The organism is Enterobacter sp. DN (assembly GCF_046054285.1).
Taxonomy (GTDB): Bacteria; Pseudomonadota; Gammaproteobacteria; order Enterobacterales; family Enterobacteriaceae; genus Enterobacter; species Enterobacter hormaechei_C.
Genome location: NZ_JBJJTG010000005.1, coordinates 359,272 through 372,966 on the forward strand (window position 1 = coordinate 359,272; position 13,695 = coordinate 372,966).

13 protein-coding genes are annotated in these 13,695 nt (G+C 54.5%); 8 read left to right on the forward strand and 5 right to left on the reverse strand.

All coding sequences use genetic code 11. The features are described from left to right. Positions 1 to 8: 8 nt before the first annotated feature. From yeiB to mglC, 5 genes are all read left to right on the forward strand, one after another. Complete coding sequence (yeiB, locus tag ACJTMZ_RS14810; protein ID WP_015572318.1) at positions 9 to 1,166, forward strand: DUF418 domain-containing protein YeiB; 1,158 nt, start codon at positions 9 to 11, stop codon at positions 1,164 to 1,166. Between the two features lie 155 nt (positions 1,167 to 1,321). Continuing rightward, positions 1,322 to 2,344, forward strand: coding sequence for an HTH-type transcriptional regulator GalS (gene galS, locus ACJTMZ_RS14815; protein WP_045341031.1), 1,023 nt, complete (start codon positions 1,322 to 1,324; stop codon positions 2,342 to 2,344). A gap of 295 nt (positions 2,345 to 2,639) precedes the next feature. Continuing rightward, entirely contained in the window at positions 2,640 to 3,638 is a 999-nt protein-coding gene (mglB, locus tag ACJTMZ_RS14820; protein WP_047365148.1) for a galactose/glucose ABC transporter substrate-binding protein MglB, read from the forward strand. Between the two features lie 79 nt (positions 3,639 to 3,717). After that, positions 3,718 to 5,238, forward strand: a complete 1,521-nt coding sequence (mglA, locus tag ACJTMZ_RS14825; protein ID WP_047365146.1) for a galactose/methyl galactoside ABC transporter ATP-binding protein MglA — start codon at positions 3,718 to 3,720, stop codon at positions 5,236 to 5,238. A gap of 15 nt (positions 5,239 to 5,253) precedes the next feature. After that, positions 5,254 to 6,264, forward strand: coding sequence for a galactose/methyl galactoside ABC transporter permease MglC (gene mglC / locus ACJTMZ_RS14830; protein WP_003859318.1), 1,011 nt, complete (start codon positions 5,254 to 5,256; stop codon positions 6,262 to 6,264). Between the two features lie 127 nt (positions 6,265 to 6,391). Here mglC and sanA read toward each other — a convergent pair whose 3' ends face one another. From sanA to ACJTMZ_RS14850, 4 genes are all read right to left on the reverse strand, one after another. Further along, entirely contained in the window at positions 6,392 to 7,102 is a 711-nt protein-coding gene (sanA, locus tag ACJTMZ_RS14835) for an outer membrane permeability protein SanA (protein WP_017383381.1), read from the reverse strand. 127 nt (positions 7,103 to 7,229) lie between these two features. Continuing rightward, positions 7,230 to 8,114, reverse strand: coding sequence for a cytidine deaminase (gene cdd / locus ACJTMZ_RS14840; protein WP_032671769.1), 885 nt, complete (start codon positions 8,112 to 8,114; stop codon positions 7,230 to 7,232). 128 nt (positions 8,115 to 8,242) lie between these two features. Continuing rightward, positions 8,243 to 8,938: a CidB/LrgB family autolysis modulator gene (locus tag ACJTMZ_RS14845; RefSeq protein WP_015572322.1), complete on the reverse strand. Its 696-nt coding sequence runs from the start codon at positions 8,936 to 8,938 to the stop codon at positions 8,243 to 8,245. Beyond that, entirely contained in the window at positions 8,935 to 9,330 is a 396-nt protein-coding gene (locus ACJTMZ_RS14850) for a CidA/LrgA family protein (RefSeq protein ID WP_003859308.1), read from the reverse strand. Before ACJTMZ_RS14850 ends, ACJTMZ_RS14845 begins: the two co-directional genes overlap by 4 nt. 168 nt (positions 9,331 to 9,498) lie before the next feature. On the opposite strand from ACJTMZ_RS14850, the gene dusC reads away from it, so the two are divergent. The 3 genes from dusC (at position 9,499) to ACJTMZ_RS14865 (ending at position 12,999) form a co-directional block, all read left to right on the forward strand. Then, positions 9,499 to 10,434, forward strand: a complete 936-nt coding sequence (gene dusC / locus ACJTMZ_RS14855) for a tRNA dihydrouridine(16) synthase DusC (protein WP_015572323.1) — start codon at positions 9,499 to 9,501, stop codon at positions 10,432 to 10,434. Positions 10,435 to 10,765: 331 nt separating this feature from the next. Beyond that, positions 10,766 to 12,184, forward strand: coding sequence for a multidrug resistance outer membrane protein MdtQ (gene mdtQ / locus ACJTMZ_RS14860; RefSeq protein ID WP_064489658.1), 1,419 nt, complete (start codon positions 10,766 to 10,768; stop codon positions 12,182 to 12,184). Between the two features lie 50 nt (positions 12,185 to 12,234). Then, complete coding sequence (locus tag ACJTMZ_RS14865) at positions 12,235 to 12,999, forward strand: SDR family oxidoreductase (protein ID WP_073971596.1); 765 nt, start codon at positions 12,235 to 12,237, stop codon at positions 12,997 to 12,999. A gap of 77 nt (positions 13,000 to 13,076) precedes the next feature. On the opposite strand, the gene ACJTMZ_RS14870 is transcribed toward ACJTMZ_RS14865, so the two are convergent. Then, positions 13,077 to 13,649 (reverse strand): DedA family protein, encoded by a 573-nt coding sequence (locus ACJTMZ_RS14870; RefSeq protein ID WP_015572327.1) that lies wholly within the window; start codon positions 13,647 to 13,649, stop codon positions 13,077 to 13,079. Positions 13,650 to 13,695 lie beyond the last annotated feature (46 nt).

Sequence of the window (13,695 nt, forward strand, 5' to 3'; positions counted from 1 at the left end):
CAGGGACCATGGAGCGAAACGTCACGCTCGATTTTGTTCGCGGCGTCGCCATTCTCGGTATCCTGCTGCTGAATATCAGCGCCTTCGGTCTGCCGAAGGCCGCTTATCTGAATCCTGCGTGGTATGGCGACATCACGCGCAGCGACGCCTGGACGTGGGCAATCCTCGATCTCTTTGCACAGGTTAAATTCCTGACCCTCTTTGCGCTTCTGTTTGGCGCGGGACTTCAGCTTCTCCTCAAACGCGGTACGCGCTGGATCCAGTCGCGTTTAACGCTGCTGGTTATCCTCGGTTTTATTCACGGGCTGCTGTTCTGGGACGGCGATATTCTGCTCGCGTATGGTCTGGTGGGGCTGATTTGCTGGCGGCTGATCCGCGACGCGCCCGGTGTGAAAAGCCTGTTTAATACCGGCGTGATGCTCTATGTCATGGGACTGGCCGTGTTATTGCTGCTTGGCATGATTGCCGATGCTTCCACCAGTCGTTCATGGATCCCGGATGCGGCCAACCTGCAATATGAGCAGTTCTGGAAGCTGAAAGGCGGCATGGAAGCGATAGGCAACCGGGCCGATATGCTCGGCGATAACCTGCTGGCGCTGGGCGCGCAATACGGCTGGCAACTGGCGGGGATGATGCTGATGGGCGCAGCCCTGATGCGCACCGGCTGGCTGAAAGGGGAATTTAGCCTGCGACACTATCGTCGTACGGGAGCAGGGCTGGTGCTGCTCGGCGTGATCATCAACCTCCCGGCGGTGATGATGCAGTGGCATCTTCAGTGGGATTACCGCTGGTGTGCATTCCTGTTGCAGGTGCCGCGCGAACTGAGCGCGCCGTTCCAGACTATTGGCTATGCGGCGCTGATCTACGGCTTCTGGCCCCAGCTTTCCCGCCTGTGGATCGTCAGTGCGGTGGCCTGCGTTGGGCGGATGGCGTTAAGCAATTACATCCTGCAAACGCTGATATGCACCACGCTTTTCTACCGATTCGGCCTGTTTATGAAATTCGACCGCCTGACGCTGCTGGCGTTTGTTATTCCGGTCTGGATTGTTAACGTGGTGTTTTCGGTTGTCTGGCTGCGTTTTTTCCGCCAGGGCCCGCTGGAATGGGCATGGCGACGGTTAACCGCCCGTGCTTCGGGCGTGTCATTGCGTAATACATCCAGATAACGATCTGGATCACAATCATTAACAAAACGGATGTAAGCGTTTTCATCTGTGTGAGCTTCTTCACGTAGTCTCCTCTCTCTCGCTGCCAGAATAGCCACCTTGCTAAACACAGGGGGTGTCTGTGAGTTGCTGCAATCCTTTAAAGGGTGGTGAATATGATCACCATTCGTGACGTCGCCCGCCAGGCGGGTGTTTCTGTTGCTACTGTCTCCCGCGTGCTGAACAACAGTGCGCTGGTCAGCCCTGAAACGCGTGAAACCGTAATGAAAGCCGTGACCCAGTTGGGGTACCGGCCAAACGCTAATGCCCAGGCGCTGGCGACGCAGGTCAGCGATACCATTGGCGTAGTGGTGATGGACGTGTCGGACGCCTTCTTCGGCGCGCTGGTCAAAGCGGTGGACGTCGTTGCCCAGCAGCACCAGAAATATGTGCTGATTGGCAACAGCTATCACGAGGCTGAAAAAGAGCGTTATGCCATTGAGGTACTGATCCGCCAGCGCTGTAACGCCCTGATTGTGCACTCTAAAGCCCTGAGCGATGAAGAGCTGGCCGGGTTTATGGAGCAGATCCCCGGCATGGTGCTGATCAACCGTATCGTCCCCGGCTACGCGCACCGCTGCGTCGGTCTGGATAACATCAGCGGCGCGATGATGGCGACGCGGATGCTCATCAGCAACGGCCATCAGCGCATTGGTTATCTGGCCTCCAGCCACGGTATTGAAGACGACATGATGCGCCGCGAGGGCTGGCAAAACGCCCTGAAAGAGCAGGGCATTGCGCCGCTGGAAAGCTGGGTAGGTACCGGTTCGCCGGACATGCAGGGCGGTGAAGCGGCAATGGTGGAACTGCTGGGGCGTAATCTTCAGCTGACGGCCGTGTTTGCCTATAACGACAGCATGGCGGCAGGTGCGCTTACCGCGCTGAAAGACAACGGCATTGCGGTGCCGCAGCATTTATCGCTGATCGGCTTTGACGATATCCCGATTGCCCGTTACACCGATCCGCAGCTGACAACGGTGCGTTACCCCATTGCGTCGATGGCGAAACTGGCGACAGAGCTGGCGTTACAGGGGGCGGCAGGGCTGTTAGATCCTAACGCAACGCATTGTTTTATGCCGACTTTAGTACGCCGCCATTCGGTCGCTATCCGACAAACTGTGGCTCCGATCACTAACTGATAACATCACGTGATGTAACCGTTTTCAATCTGTGAGTAAATTCACAGTATCTTAACAAGCCGCTGTCTATGATGTCAGCGTTTTAGGGGCTGAAACACAATGTAACGGTGATTATTCACTTTTACCGTTACCAGCATGCCTCAAACAACGAATAAAACGCATTCCTGGAGCGTTACCGAACACGGAAGCTGGACATTTTATAAGTGAACTTCGGCGATCAGTAACGTTTTATTAACATCTGCCCGCCGACCGTTTTTCACAAGAACTACCCTGCATAAAAAAAACCGGAGATACCATGAATAAGAAGGTGTTGACTCTGTCTGCTGTCATGACAAGCATGCTTTTTGGCGCAGCAGCGCACGCAGCGGATACCCGTATTGGCGTGACTATCTATAAATACGACGACAACTTCATGTCCGTTGTGCGTAAAGCAATTGAAAAAGATGCTAAATCAGCGCAAGACGTGCAGCTGCTGATGAATGACTCCCAGAATGACCAGTCCAAACAGAACGATCAGATTGACGTTCTTCTGGCAAAAGGCGTGAAAGCGCTGGCTATTAACCTGGTTGACCCGGCTGCGGCAGGCACGGTGATCGAGAAAGCGCGCGGCCAGAACGTGCCAATTGTCTTCTTCAACAAAGAACCTTCCCGTAAGGCGCTGGACAGCTACGATAAAGCGTATTACGTGGGTACCGACTCCAAAGAGTCCGGGATTATCCAGGGCGATCTGATTGCGAAACACTGGGCGGCGAACCCGAACTGGGATCTGAACAAAGATGGTCAGATTCAGTTCGTTCTGCTGAAAGGCGAACCGGGCCATCCGGATGCTGAAGCACGTACCACCTACGTTATTAAAGAGCTGAACGACAAGGGCCTGAAAACCCAGCAGCTGGCGTTAGACACCGCAATGTGGGACACCGCTCAGGCGAAAGATAAGATGGACGCGTGGCTCTCTGGTCCGAACGCCAACAAAATTGAAGTGGTCATCGCCAACAACGATGCGATGGCAATGGGTGCGGTTGAAGCGCTGAAAGCCCACAACAAATCCGCCATTCCTGTATTCGGTGTGGATGCCCTGCCAGAAGCGCTGGCGCTGGTGAAATCTGGCGCTATGGCCGGTACCGTGCTGAACGATGCCAACAACCAGGCGAAAGCCACCTTCGATCTGGCGAAAAACCTGGCCGACGGTAAAGGCGCCGCTGACGGGACTAACTGGAAAATTGACAACAAAATCGTTCGCGTTCCTTACGTGGGCGTAGACCAGTCCAACCTGGCTGAGTTTATCGGTAAATAAGTTATCTGCATTGTCTTCACTGGGCGCAATTCGTTGCGCCCTTTTATAACGCGATATGCGAGGCCAACAAGGTATAATTATGGTCAGCACAACTACTCAGTCGTCCGGTGAATACTTGTTGGAAATGACCGGTGTCAACAAGTCATTCCCCGGTGTTAAGGCGCTCGATAATGTTAATTTAAAAGTTCGTCCACACTCTATTCATGCGTTAATGGGTGAAAACGGTGCGGGTAAATCAACATTATTAAAATGCCTCTTTGGGATCTATCAAAAAGATTCTGGCAGCATTCTTTTTCAGGGAAAAGAGATCGACTTCCATTCAGCGAAAGAAGCGCTGGAGAACGGTATCTCGATGGTACACCAGGAATTAAACCTGGTTCTGCAACGTTCAGTTATGGATAATATGTGGTTGGGTCGTTATCCAACCAAAGGTGTCTTTGTCGATCAGGATAAAATGTATCGCGACACCAAAGCCATTTTTGATGAGCTGGATATTGATATCGACCCGCGCGCACGCGTCGGGACATTATCCGTTTCCCAGATGCAGATGATCGAAATTGCCAAAGCGTTCTCCTATGATGCGAAAATCGTGATCATGGATGAACCGACATCGTCATTAACGGAAAAAGAGGTTAACCACCTTTTTACCATTATTCGTAAGCTGAAAGATCGCGGCTGCGGCATTGTCTATATCTCACATAAAATGGAAGAGATCTTCCAGCTATGCGATGAAATCACCATCCTGCGCGACGGCCAGTGGATCGCCACCCAGCCGCTGGAAGGGCTGGATATGGACAAGATCATCGCCATGATGGTTGGCCGTTCTCTGAACCAGCGCTTCCCGGATAAAGAAAACAAGCCAGGCGAAGTGATTCTGGAGGTGCGTAACCTGACCTCGCTGCGTCAGCCGTCTATCCGCGATATCTCTTTCGATCTGCACAAGGGGGAGATCCTTGGCATCGCAGGGCTGGTGGGCGCCAAGCGCACCGATATCGTGGAAACCCTGTTTGGTATCCGTGAGAAAGCCGAAGGCACCATTACGCTGCACGGTAAGAAGATCAACAACCACAACGCCAACGAAGCCATTAATAATGGCTTTGCGCTGGTGACGGAAGAGCGTCGTTCCACCGGTATTTATGCTTATCTGGATATTAACTTTAACTCGTTAATTTCTAATATTCGCAATTACAAAAATAAAGTCGGGCTGCTGGATAATTCCCGTATGAAGAGCGATACCCAGTGGGTGATTGACTCCATGCGCGTGAAAACGCCGGGCCACCGCACGCAAATTGGCTCACTCTCGGGAGGGAACCAGCAGAAAGTCATTATTGGTCGCTGGCTATTAACCCAGCCTGAAATTCTGATGCTGGATGAACCTACGCGCGGTATCGACGTTGGTGCAAAATTTGAGATTTACCAGCTGATCGCCGAGCTGGCGAAAAAAGATAAAGGGATCATTATTATTTCTTCCGAAATGCCGGAATTGTTAGGGATCACAGACCGTATTCTGGTTATGAGCAATGGTCTCGTTGCCGGTATTGTTGAAACCAAAACGACAACGCAAAACGAAATTTTGCGTCTTGCGTCTTTGCACCTTTAAGATCAGGGGCTCCTCATGAGTGCGTTAAATAAAAAAAGTTTTCTCACTTATCTGAAAGAAGGCGGTATTTACGTTGTTCTTTTAGTCTTGCTGGCGATTATTATTTTCCAGGACCCTACGTTCTTAAGTCTGCTGAACTTGAGTAACATTCTGACCCAGTCTTCCGTACGTATTATTATCGCGCTTGGCGTGGCGGGACTTATCGTTACCCAGGGGACTGACCTTTCGGCAGGGCGCCAGGTGGGTCTGGCGGCGGTCATTGCGGCAACCCTGTTGCAGTCGATGGAAAACGCCAACAAGGTGTTCCCGGAGATGGCGACCATGCCGATTTTCGTGGTGATCCTGATCGTGTGCGCCATCGGCGCGGTAATTGGCCTGATTAACGGCATCATCATTGCTTACCTGAACGTGACGCCATTCATCACCACGCTTGGCACGATGATCATCGTTTATGGTATCAACTCCCTGTACTACGATTTCGTCGGCGCGTCTCCAATCTCTGGCTTCGACAGCGGCTTCTCGACCTTCACGCAGGGGTTTGTTGCGCTGGGCAGCTTCCGTCTCTCCTACATCACCTTCTATGCGCTGATTGCGGTGGCGTTCGTCTGGATCCTGTGGAACAAAACCCGTTTCGGTAAAAACATCTTTGCTATCGGCGGTAACCCTGAAGCGGCGAAAGTGTCCGGGGTCAACGTGGCTCTGAACCTGCTGATGATTTACGCCCTGTCCGGGGTCTTCTACGCCTTCGGCGGGATGCTGGAAGCGGGCCGTATCGGCTCTGCAACCAACAACCTCGGCTTTATGTACGAACTGGATGCGATTGCAGCCTGCGTGGTTGGCGGCGTCTCCTTCAGCGGCGGCGTGGGGACCGTGCTGGGCGTGGTGACCGGTGTGATCATCTTCACCGTTATCAACTACGGCCTGACCTACATCGGCGTGAACCCGTACTGGCAGTACATCATCAAGGGTGCCATCATCATCTTCGCGGTTGCGCTGGATTCACTGAAGTACGCGCGTAAGAAGTAAGATCTTCAGAATGAAAAGGCCCGCTCACGTAGCGGGCCTTTTTTTGCCTGGTGGCGCGACGCTTACCGGGCCTACAAAATCGCGATCGTAGGTCGGGTAAGGCGAAGCCGCCACCCGACAAAAGTTATTACTTCTTCTGAATTTCCAGCAACTGCTCTGGCGTTACCGCCGGGTAACCCTGTGCATTCTCCGGCACTTCGTGCATCGTTGGGATCGGCACCAGCGGGCCTAAAAAGCGCGGTTCACGTTTGAACAGGTACAGGTCAGCCAGCGCGCCAAAACGAGCGCCAAACTCACGTACGCGCACGCTCAGCATATCCTTTGGCGATGGCACCGCATAACACTGCGCCTGAATGCCCATATGCAGGGCGATAAACAGCGCCCGCTCGCAGTGGAAACGCTGGGTAATGATGATGAAATCATTGGTGTCGAACACCTTGCGGGTACGCACGATGGAATCAAGCGTGCGGAATCCGGCGTAGTCGAGCACGATATCGGCCGGGTCGACGCCTGCGGCAATCAGATCTTTGCGCATCGTCACCGGCTCGTTATAGCTTTGCAGCGCGTTATCGCCGCTCAGCAGCAGATAGTTCACCTTGCCGCTGTTATAGGCGTTCAGCGCGCCCTGAATACGATACCGGTAATACTGATTTATGACGCCAGTGCGGTAATACTTGGCGGTGCCAAGCACCACGCCAACCTGACGGTAGGGGAGATCCTGTAGGTCATCAAAAATGTAGGGGGCTGTTTTCCAGCTCATCCAGCGGTCGAGACCCAGCACGATCAACAGCAGTATGCCGACCAGGACAGACAGGCTGTAAAACACGCGCTTTAACATGCAGATGGCTCGTACCGATGATGAAATTTCCCTCAGGCTACTGTACCCGCCTGGTTAGCGCAAGAAACAGCGATTCAACTGAGGGGTTTTTCGTCAGACTGGCGGGCAACTCTGCCCGCCGAACAGATTATGCCAGCAGCACGCGGTCGATGGTTGAACAGCCCAGCGCTTTCAGCGTGGCTGCGGTCGCGTCCCACTGGATCAGCGGCGCATCGGCCTTTTCAGCCAGGATTGCGCGCTGAATATCCGGGTAGTCATACCCGTTCAGGCTAAGCAGGTTCAGGGCACCCTGGAGCGGAGGCAGCGTCGGGTTAAATGCGGCGTTCTCTGCATAGCTGCCGGTGAAGATGCGGCCGTCGCGGCACTGAAGGGCGACGCCGCTTGGAGATTTGCTGTAGGGCGTGTGGCTTTTATTGGCGGCGGCAATGGCCGCTTCGCTCAGCTCATCTCCCGAGAGCGCATAATCGTGGTCCTGCTCGTCCATCAGCAGGGTTTTGATCTCAAGATCTTTCGGGCCGAAAGCATCCGGCAGGTAATCACCCAGCGTATGCGGTGCGCGTCCCGGCAGGTTGATACGCAGTTCAAGACCGCTGTTCAGCTCATTCATAAACTGGCGGCAGTGGCCGCAAGGGGTATAGTTGACGGTGATGGCGCGCAGGGCTTTTTCGCCGCGCAGCCAGGCGTGACTGATGGCGCTCTGCTCCGCGTGGACGGTTTGCTGCATGGTCGCACCAAGAAACTCCATGTTTCCGCCGAAGTACCAGGTTCCGCTCACGCCGCGCGCAATTGCGCCTACGTTAAAATGGGAAAGGTCAGCGCGGGCGCAGGCAGCCGCAAGGGGCAGCAGGGCGAAAGCCAGCGCGTCTTCGTCCAGCCCCGTTGCCTGTTTAAGGGCCGTGACCTGATCTGCCGTCAGCAGGGCGGGGAAATGCGCATCCGCCAGAACCGGAGCCAGGGCTGATTGCAAATTCTCTGCAAGCTGAGAGAAAGCAGCTTGAAAACGTGGATGCATGACGTTGCCTCATCAAGGTTAATGGATCGGTAGTGTACGGAGCCGTACGGCCTTTATATGTGATCCAAATCTCATTATGTGTGCAACTTATGAAATGAAAATGAAATTTGCGCGACGCATCGCAAATTTTAGCCCATGACTGCCAGAATAATCGGGAAGATAAACGGCGCGACCAGGGAAGTGATAATCCCGCAGATCACCAGCGCCAGCGAGCTGAATGCCCCTTCCTGATAATCCAGTTCCGCGCAGCGTGCGGTGCCCAGCGCGTGCGAGGCGGTACCCATCGCCAGACCGCGTGCCGCTTTGGTCCGAATTTTCATGATATTGAGCAGCGTATGACCAAACACCGCGCCCAGGATACCGACAAAAATCACGCACACGGCGCTGATGGCCGGAATGCCCCCGATGCTGCCGCCCACGGCCATGGCAATCGGCGTGGTGACGGATTTAGGCAGGATAGAGGCGGCGATCTGCGGCGACGCGCCCATCAATAAGGCCACCGAGGTACCGGTGATCATCGCAACAAGGCTACCCACAAAGCAGATGGTAATGATGGATTTCCAGCGCGCGCGGATCTGATGCAGTTGCTCATATAAAGGAAACGCCAGCGCCACCACGGCAGGCTGCAACAAATCGTTGAGGATCTTGCTCCCGGCGAAGTAACGTTCATAAGGAATGCCGGTGAGCAGCAGAAAAGGAATAATCACCACCATGGCGACCAGCAGCGGGTTGAGCAACGGCATTTTGAAACGCACCGCAAGCTTACGCGCAGCAAAGAACACCACCAGGGTTAACGGCAGGGACCACCAGATATTCGCCATCATTTTTTTGTTTTCTCCCCGACGACCTTGCGTTCGCCATGCACAATGTGTGAACTCCAGCTGACGACCAGGAATACCACCAGCGTACTGATGGCGCAGGAGACCACAATCGGGCCGAACTGCGCTTTAAGCACATCGTAATACTGCATCACCCCAACGCCGATAGGCACAAAAAGCAGGGCCATATAGCGAATGAGAACGAAGCACCCCGGATTAACCCATTTCGCGGGCAGCACCTGTAATGCCAGCAGCACAAACAGGATCAGCATGCCGATAATGCTGCCGGGTATCGTAATCGGCAGCAGCGAAGCGATAAAAATGCCGGCGTATAGGCAGGCATAAATGAGGACGAAGGCGCGAAGGTATTGCCAGATAGTATTCAGTGATTTGCTCATGGTGAAAGTCCTTGCTGAGACGTATTCATCATACAATTAAACCTGAAAATGTGCCACGGATCACATCATGAATTTTGGGCATACCAGACATTCCGCAATGGAACGCCGGGCTTTCAACATACATAGAGAGCAGCTACTATAGCGCGTCTTTTTTCACAGGTACTCAGAATGCGTGTTTTACTGGCCCCGATGGAAGGTGTGCTCGACTCTCTCGTGCGCGAGCTGCTTACCGAGGTGAACGATTACGATCTCTGCGTGACGGAGTTCCTGCGCGTGGTCGATATGTTGCTGCCAGAAAAATCATTTTATCGTCTCTGCCCGGAACTGCATCGTCAGAGCCGTACCCCGTCCGGTACGCTGGTGCGTGTCCAGCTGCTCGGCCAGTATCCCGAGTGGCTGGCTGAAAACGCCGCCCGCGCGGTAGCGCTTGGTTCGTACGGCGTCGATCTTAACTGCGGCTGTCCGTCAAAGCTGGTCAACGGCAGCGGCGGGGGGGCGACGCTACTTAAAGATCCGGAGCTGATTTATCGCGGCGCAAAGGCCATGCGTGAGGCGGTGCCATCGCACCTGCCGGTGACGGTCAAAGTGCGTCTGGGATGGGACAGCGACGACAAGCAGTTCGAAATTGCTGACGCGGTGCAGCAGGCGGGCGCCACCGAGCTGGTGGTGCACGGGCGAACCAAAGAGGATGGTTATAAAGCCGAGCGCATTAACTGGCAGGCGATTGGCGAGATCCGCAAACGGCTTACGATCCCGGTGATTGCCAACGGCGAAATCTGGGATTATGAGAGCGCGCAGGCCTGCCTCAAAGAGACCGGCTGTAATGCCGTGATGATTGGCCGCGGTGCGCTGAACGTGCCGAACCTCAGCCGGGTGGTGAAATATAATGAGCCGCGGATGCCGTGGGCGGATGTGGTGAAACTACTGCAAAAATACACGCGGCTGGAAAAGCAGGGCGATACCGGCTTGTATCACGTCGCGCGCATTAAGCAGTGGCTGAGTTATTTGCGTAAAGAGTACGACGACGCGCTGGGATTATTTCAGGAGATCCGTACGCTACAGACGTCTGCGGATATTGCCCGGGTGATCCAGTCAAAATCCTGAGCGAAGTGTGAAGTGTTTGCCCGGCGCGGAGCCGGGCTACGGAATCAGAAAATCATCTTGAATACGCCGGTTACCACCAGCAGCCCTATCAGAAATATAATCAAAATAACCCACAATAATATTTTCATTCGCCTCTCCTGCGTATGTCTGTCGAAGTAAGTGTAGCAGTCAATTCATAATTAGCATGAATACATGAAATTAAATCATTGTCTTGGGGAATAAATTTCCGGATATGAAAATGTATAACAATATGCGGATTGCCACGCGTTACTAAAAAACGGAACGTCAGTAAGCGTAAGTTGCGCCTTTATTTTTTTGAGTTCATGGCGTAATGAAACGTTCTCTTACTTTATCTCTGAGTGCTCCTCTTGTTTTTATGCTGGCCGCCTGCGCGCCGGAACATGCCACGGTGTCTCCAGTAAAAACGCAAGCCGCCGCCGCAGCTGTAAATACCCAACTGCGTCATGCCGACTGGCCAAAAAGCGAATGGTGGAAAGACTTTAACGACCCCCAGCTCAACGCGCTGATCGACAAAGCGCTGGCGGATGCGCCGGATATGCAAATTGCCCGTCAGCGTATTACCCTGGCGGAAGCACAGGCGAAAGCCGCTGTCGCTGCTGAGGGTCCACAGCTGGATTTTTCCGCAGATGTTGAACGGCAAAAAATGTCGGCAGAGGGGCTGATGGGTCCATTTGCGCTGACCGATCCGGCGGCGGGGACAACCGGCCCCTGGTACACCAACGGCACCTTTGGTCTGACGGCGGGTTGGGATTTGGATTTATGGGGTAAAAACCGCGCCCAAATTGAGGCCCGCATCGGTCAGGTGAATGCGCAAAAAGCGGAGCTGGAGCAGACCCGCCAGCTGCTCGCCAGCAGCGTCGCGCGGCTGTACTGGGACTGGCAGACCGAGGCCGCGGTGGGTGACGTACTCGCGCAAATCAAACGGGAGCAGGAAAATATCATCGGTGCCGATCGTGAGCTTTATCAGCACGGCATTACCTCCTCGGTGGAAGGCGTTGAAACGGATATTAATGCCAGCAAAACCGATGAGCAGCTCGCTGACGAGCACGGCAAAATGAAGGTCATTGAGGCGCGTCTGAATGCGTTGACCCATACCCCTTCAGTCACGCTCGCCCGGCATGCCTTACCTGACGCAGAGGCGTCGTTGCCATCAACGCTCGGTTATGAACTGCTGGCTCGGCGCCCGGATTTGCAGGAGGCGCACTGGTATATCGAAGCATCCATGAGCGAAGTGGATGCCGCCAGAGCCGCGTTCTACCCTGACATCAATTTGATGGCATTCTTGCAGCAGGATGCATTGCACCTGAGTGACCTGTTCCGCTCATCTGCGCAGCAAATGGGCGTAACCGCCGGGCTGACGCTGCCAATTTTTGACAGCGGTCGGTTGAATGCGAACCTGGATATCGCCCAGGCGCAAAACAACCTCTCCGTGGCGAACTACAACAAGGCCGTGGTAGATGCCGTAAACCAGGTTGCCCGGACGGCCAGCGAAGTGGAAACGCTGACCGCCAAAAATCAGCACCAGCAGCAGATCGAAAAAGATGCGGCGCGCGTCGTTGCGCTGGCACAGGCGCGCTTCAGCGCCGGGATCATTGCCGGCTCCCGGGTGAGTGAAGCAAAAATTCCGGCGCTCAAAGAGCGTATTACCGGGTTGATGCTGAAAGGTCAGTACGTGGATGCCACGCTCCAGCTCACCTCCGCGCTGGGTGGCGGATATCATCACGGCTAACATTGCGCATTATCTATACTTACCTCTTTGCAGATTATCAGGAGGTGAGTATGACGCGAGTCGCAATTGTTACCGCATCGGATTCAGGAATTGGCAAAACGACGGCCCTGATGCTGGCCGAACGCGGGTTTGATGTCGGAGTAACCTGGCATTCAGATGAGAAAGGGGCGCTGGCAACCTGCCGTGAAATTGAAACGCGCGGGCAGCGTGCCGAGGCCATTCATCTCGACTTAAGCAATTTGCCGGAAGGCGCAAAGGCCATTGAAACCCTGATTACGCGTTTCGGGCGGCTGGATGTGCTGGTTAACAATGCCGGGGCGATGAATAAAGCGCCATTTCTGGACCTGTCGTTTGACGACTGGCGGCACATATTCACCGTTGACGTGGACGGCGCGTTTCTCTGCTCGCAAATCGCGGCGCGTCAGATGGTGAAGCAGGGGGAAGGGGGGCGGATCGTGAATATCACCTCGGTGCATGAACATACGCCATTGCCGGACGCCAGCGCCTATACGGCGGCCAAACATGCGCTGGGCGGGTTAACGAAGTCGATGGCGCTGGAGTTGGTTAAACATAAGATTCTGGTGAACGCCGTTGCGCCCGGAGCGATCGCCACGCCGATGAATGATATGGACGACAGCGAAGTGAAAGAAGGCGCAATGCCGGAAATCCCGCTGGCACGGCCAGGGCATACCAAAGAAATTGCCAGCCTGGTGGCGTGGCTGTGTGACAGCGACGCCAGCTACACCACCGGGCAGTCGTTTATCGTCGACGGCGGTTTTATGCTGGCGAATCCGCAGTTTAAGCCTGCGGAATAAGCATTCCCCTCACCCCCAAGGGGAGAGGGTGTATAGCGTTTGGGGAGAGGGGTAGGGTGAGGGGCAGCAGGCCGAACTCACTCTTCATCCCGCCGCTTTTCGCGATGCTTGAGCCACAGCCGTACCACAATCACCACTGCAACAACCAGGATCAACCAGGCCCAGTGTTTAAGATGCTGATCGAGATTATGCAGCCACGGACCTATTACTTCGCCACCCACGTAGCCAAGCGTGGTGAAAATCAGCGCCCAGGCAATCGCCCCGAGAATGTTCAGCGGCAGGAAGATTTTCGGCGGTAAGCGGCTCGCGCCAATCAGTATTGGCCCGATGATGCGAAAGCCGTACATAAAGCGGGTACCAATCACAAACAGCCAGGGACGTCGCTGGATAAGCCGCTGAGCACGGCGAATTTTCTTTTGATGCTTAGCAAAACGTTGCAAAAGCGTCGGGCCAAAGCGCAGCCCCAGAAAGTAGAGCAGCTGATCGCCAATCATACCGCCCAACGCGACGGCGGCGACCACCAGCGAGAATTTCAGCAATCCCTGATGTGCGGCCACCCCGCCCAGCAGCGTGATGGTTTCGCCTTCCGCGACGCTGCCGATCACCAGCGCGGCGTATCCATATTGTTCAATAAGACCGTTGATATCCATTACGTAAACGTCATCTCCCTTACTGTGCCTGCGTTAATCATATACC

What these genes read in the sequence shown, in the direction of transcription:
- yeiB (WP_015572318.1), top strand. Translation starts at nt 9, where the DNA reads ATGGAGCGAAACGTCACGCTCGATTTTGTTCGCGGCGTCGCCATTCTC.
- galS (WP_045341031.1), top strand. Translation starts at nt 1,322, where the DNA reads ATGATCACCATTCGTGACGTCGCCCGCCAGGCGGGTGTTTCTGTTGCT.
- mglB (WP_047365148.1), top strand. Translation starts at nt 2,640, where the DNA reads ATGAATAAGAAGGTGTTGACTCTGTCTGCTGTCATGACAAGCATGCTT.
- mglA (WP_047365146.1), top strand. Translation starts at nt 3,718, where the DNA reads ATGGTCAGCACAACTACTCAGTCGTCCGGTGAATACTTGTTGGAAATG.
- mglC (WP_003859318.1), top strand. Translation starts at nt 5,254, where the DNA reads ATGAGTGCGTTAAATAAAAAAAGTTTTCTCACTTATCTGAAAGAAGGC.
- sanA (WP_017383381.1), bottom strand. Translation starts at nt 7,102, where the DNA reads ATGTTAAAGCGCGTGTTTTACAGCCTGTCTGTCCTGGTCGGCATACTG.
- cdd (WP_032671769.1), bottom strand. Translation starts at nt 8,114, where the DNA reads ATGCATCCACGTTTTCAAGCTGCTTTCTCTCAGCTTGCAGAGAATTTG.
- ACJTMZ_RS14845 (WP_015572322.1), bottom strand. Translation starts at nt 8,938, where the DNA reads ATGATGGCGAATATCTGGTGGTCCCTGCCGTTAACCCTGGTGGTGTTC.
- ACJTMZ_RS14850 (WP_003859308.1), bottom strand. Translation starts at nt 9,330, where the DNA reads ATGAGCAAATCACTGAATACTATCTGGCAATACCTTCGCGCCTTCGTC.
- dusC (WP_015572323.1), top strand. Translation starts at nt 9,499, where the DNA reads ATGCGTGTTTTACTGGCCCCGATGGAAGGTGTGCTCGACTCTCTCGTG.
- mdtQ (WP_064489658.1), top strand. Translation starts at nt 10,766, where the DNA reads ATGAAACGTTCTCTTACTTTATCTCTGAGTGCTCCTCTTGTTTTTATG.
- ACJTMZ_RS14865 (WP_073971596.1), top strand. Translation starts at nt 12,235, where the DNA reads ATGACGCGAGTCGCAATTGTTACCGCATCGGATTCAGGAATTGGCAAA.
- ACJTMZ_RS14870 (WP_015572327.1), bottom strand. Translation starts at nt 13,649, where the DNA reads ATGGATATCAACGGTCTTATTGAACAATATGGATACGCCGCGCTGGTG.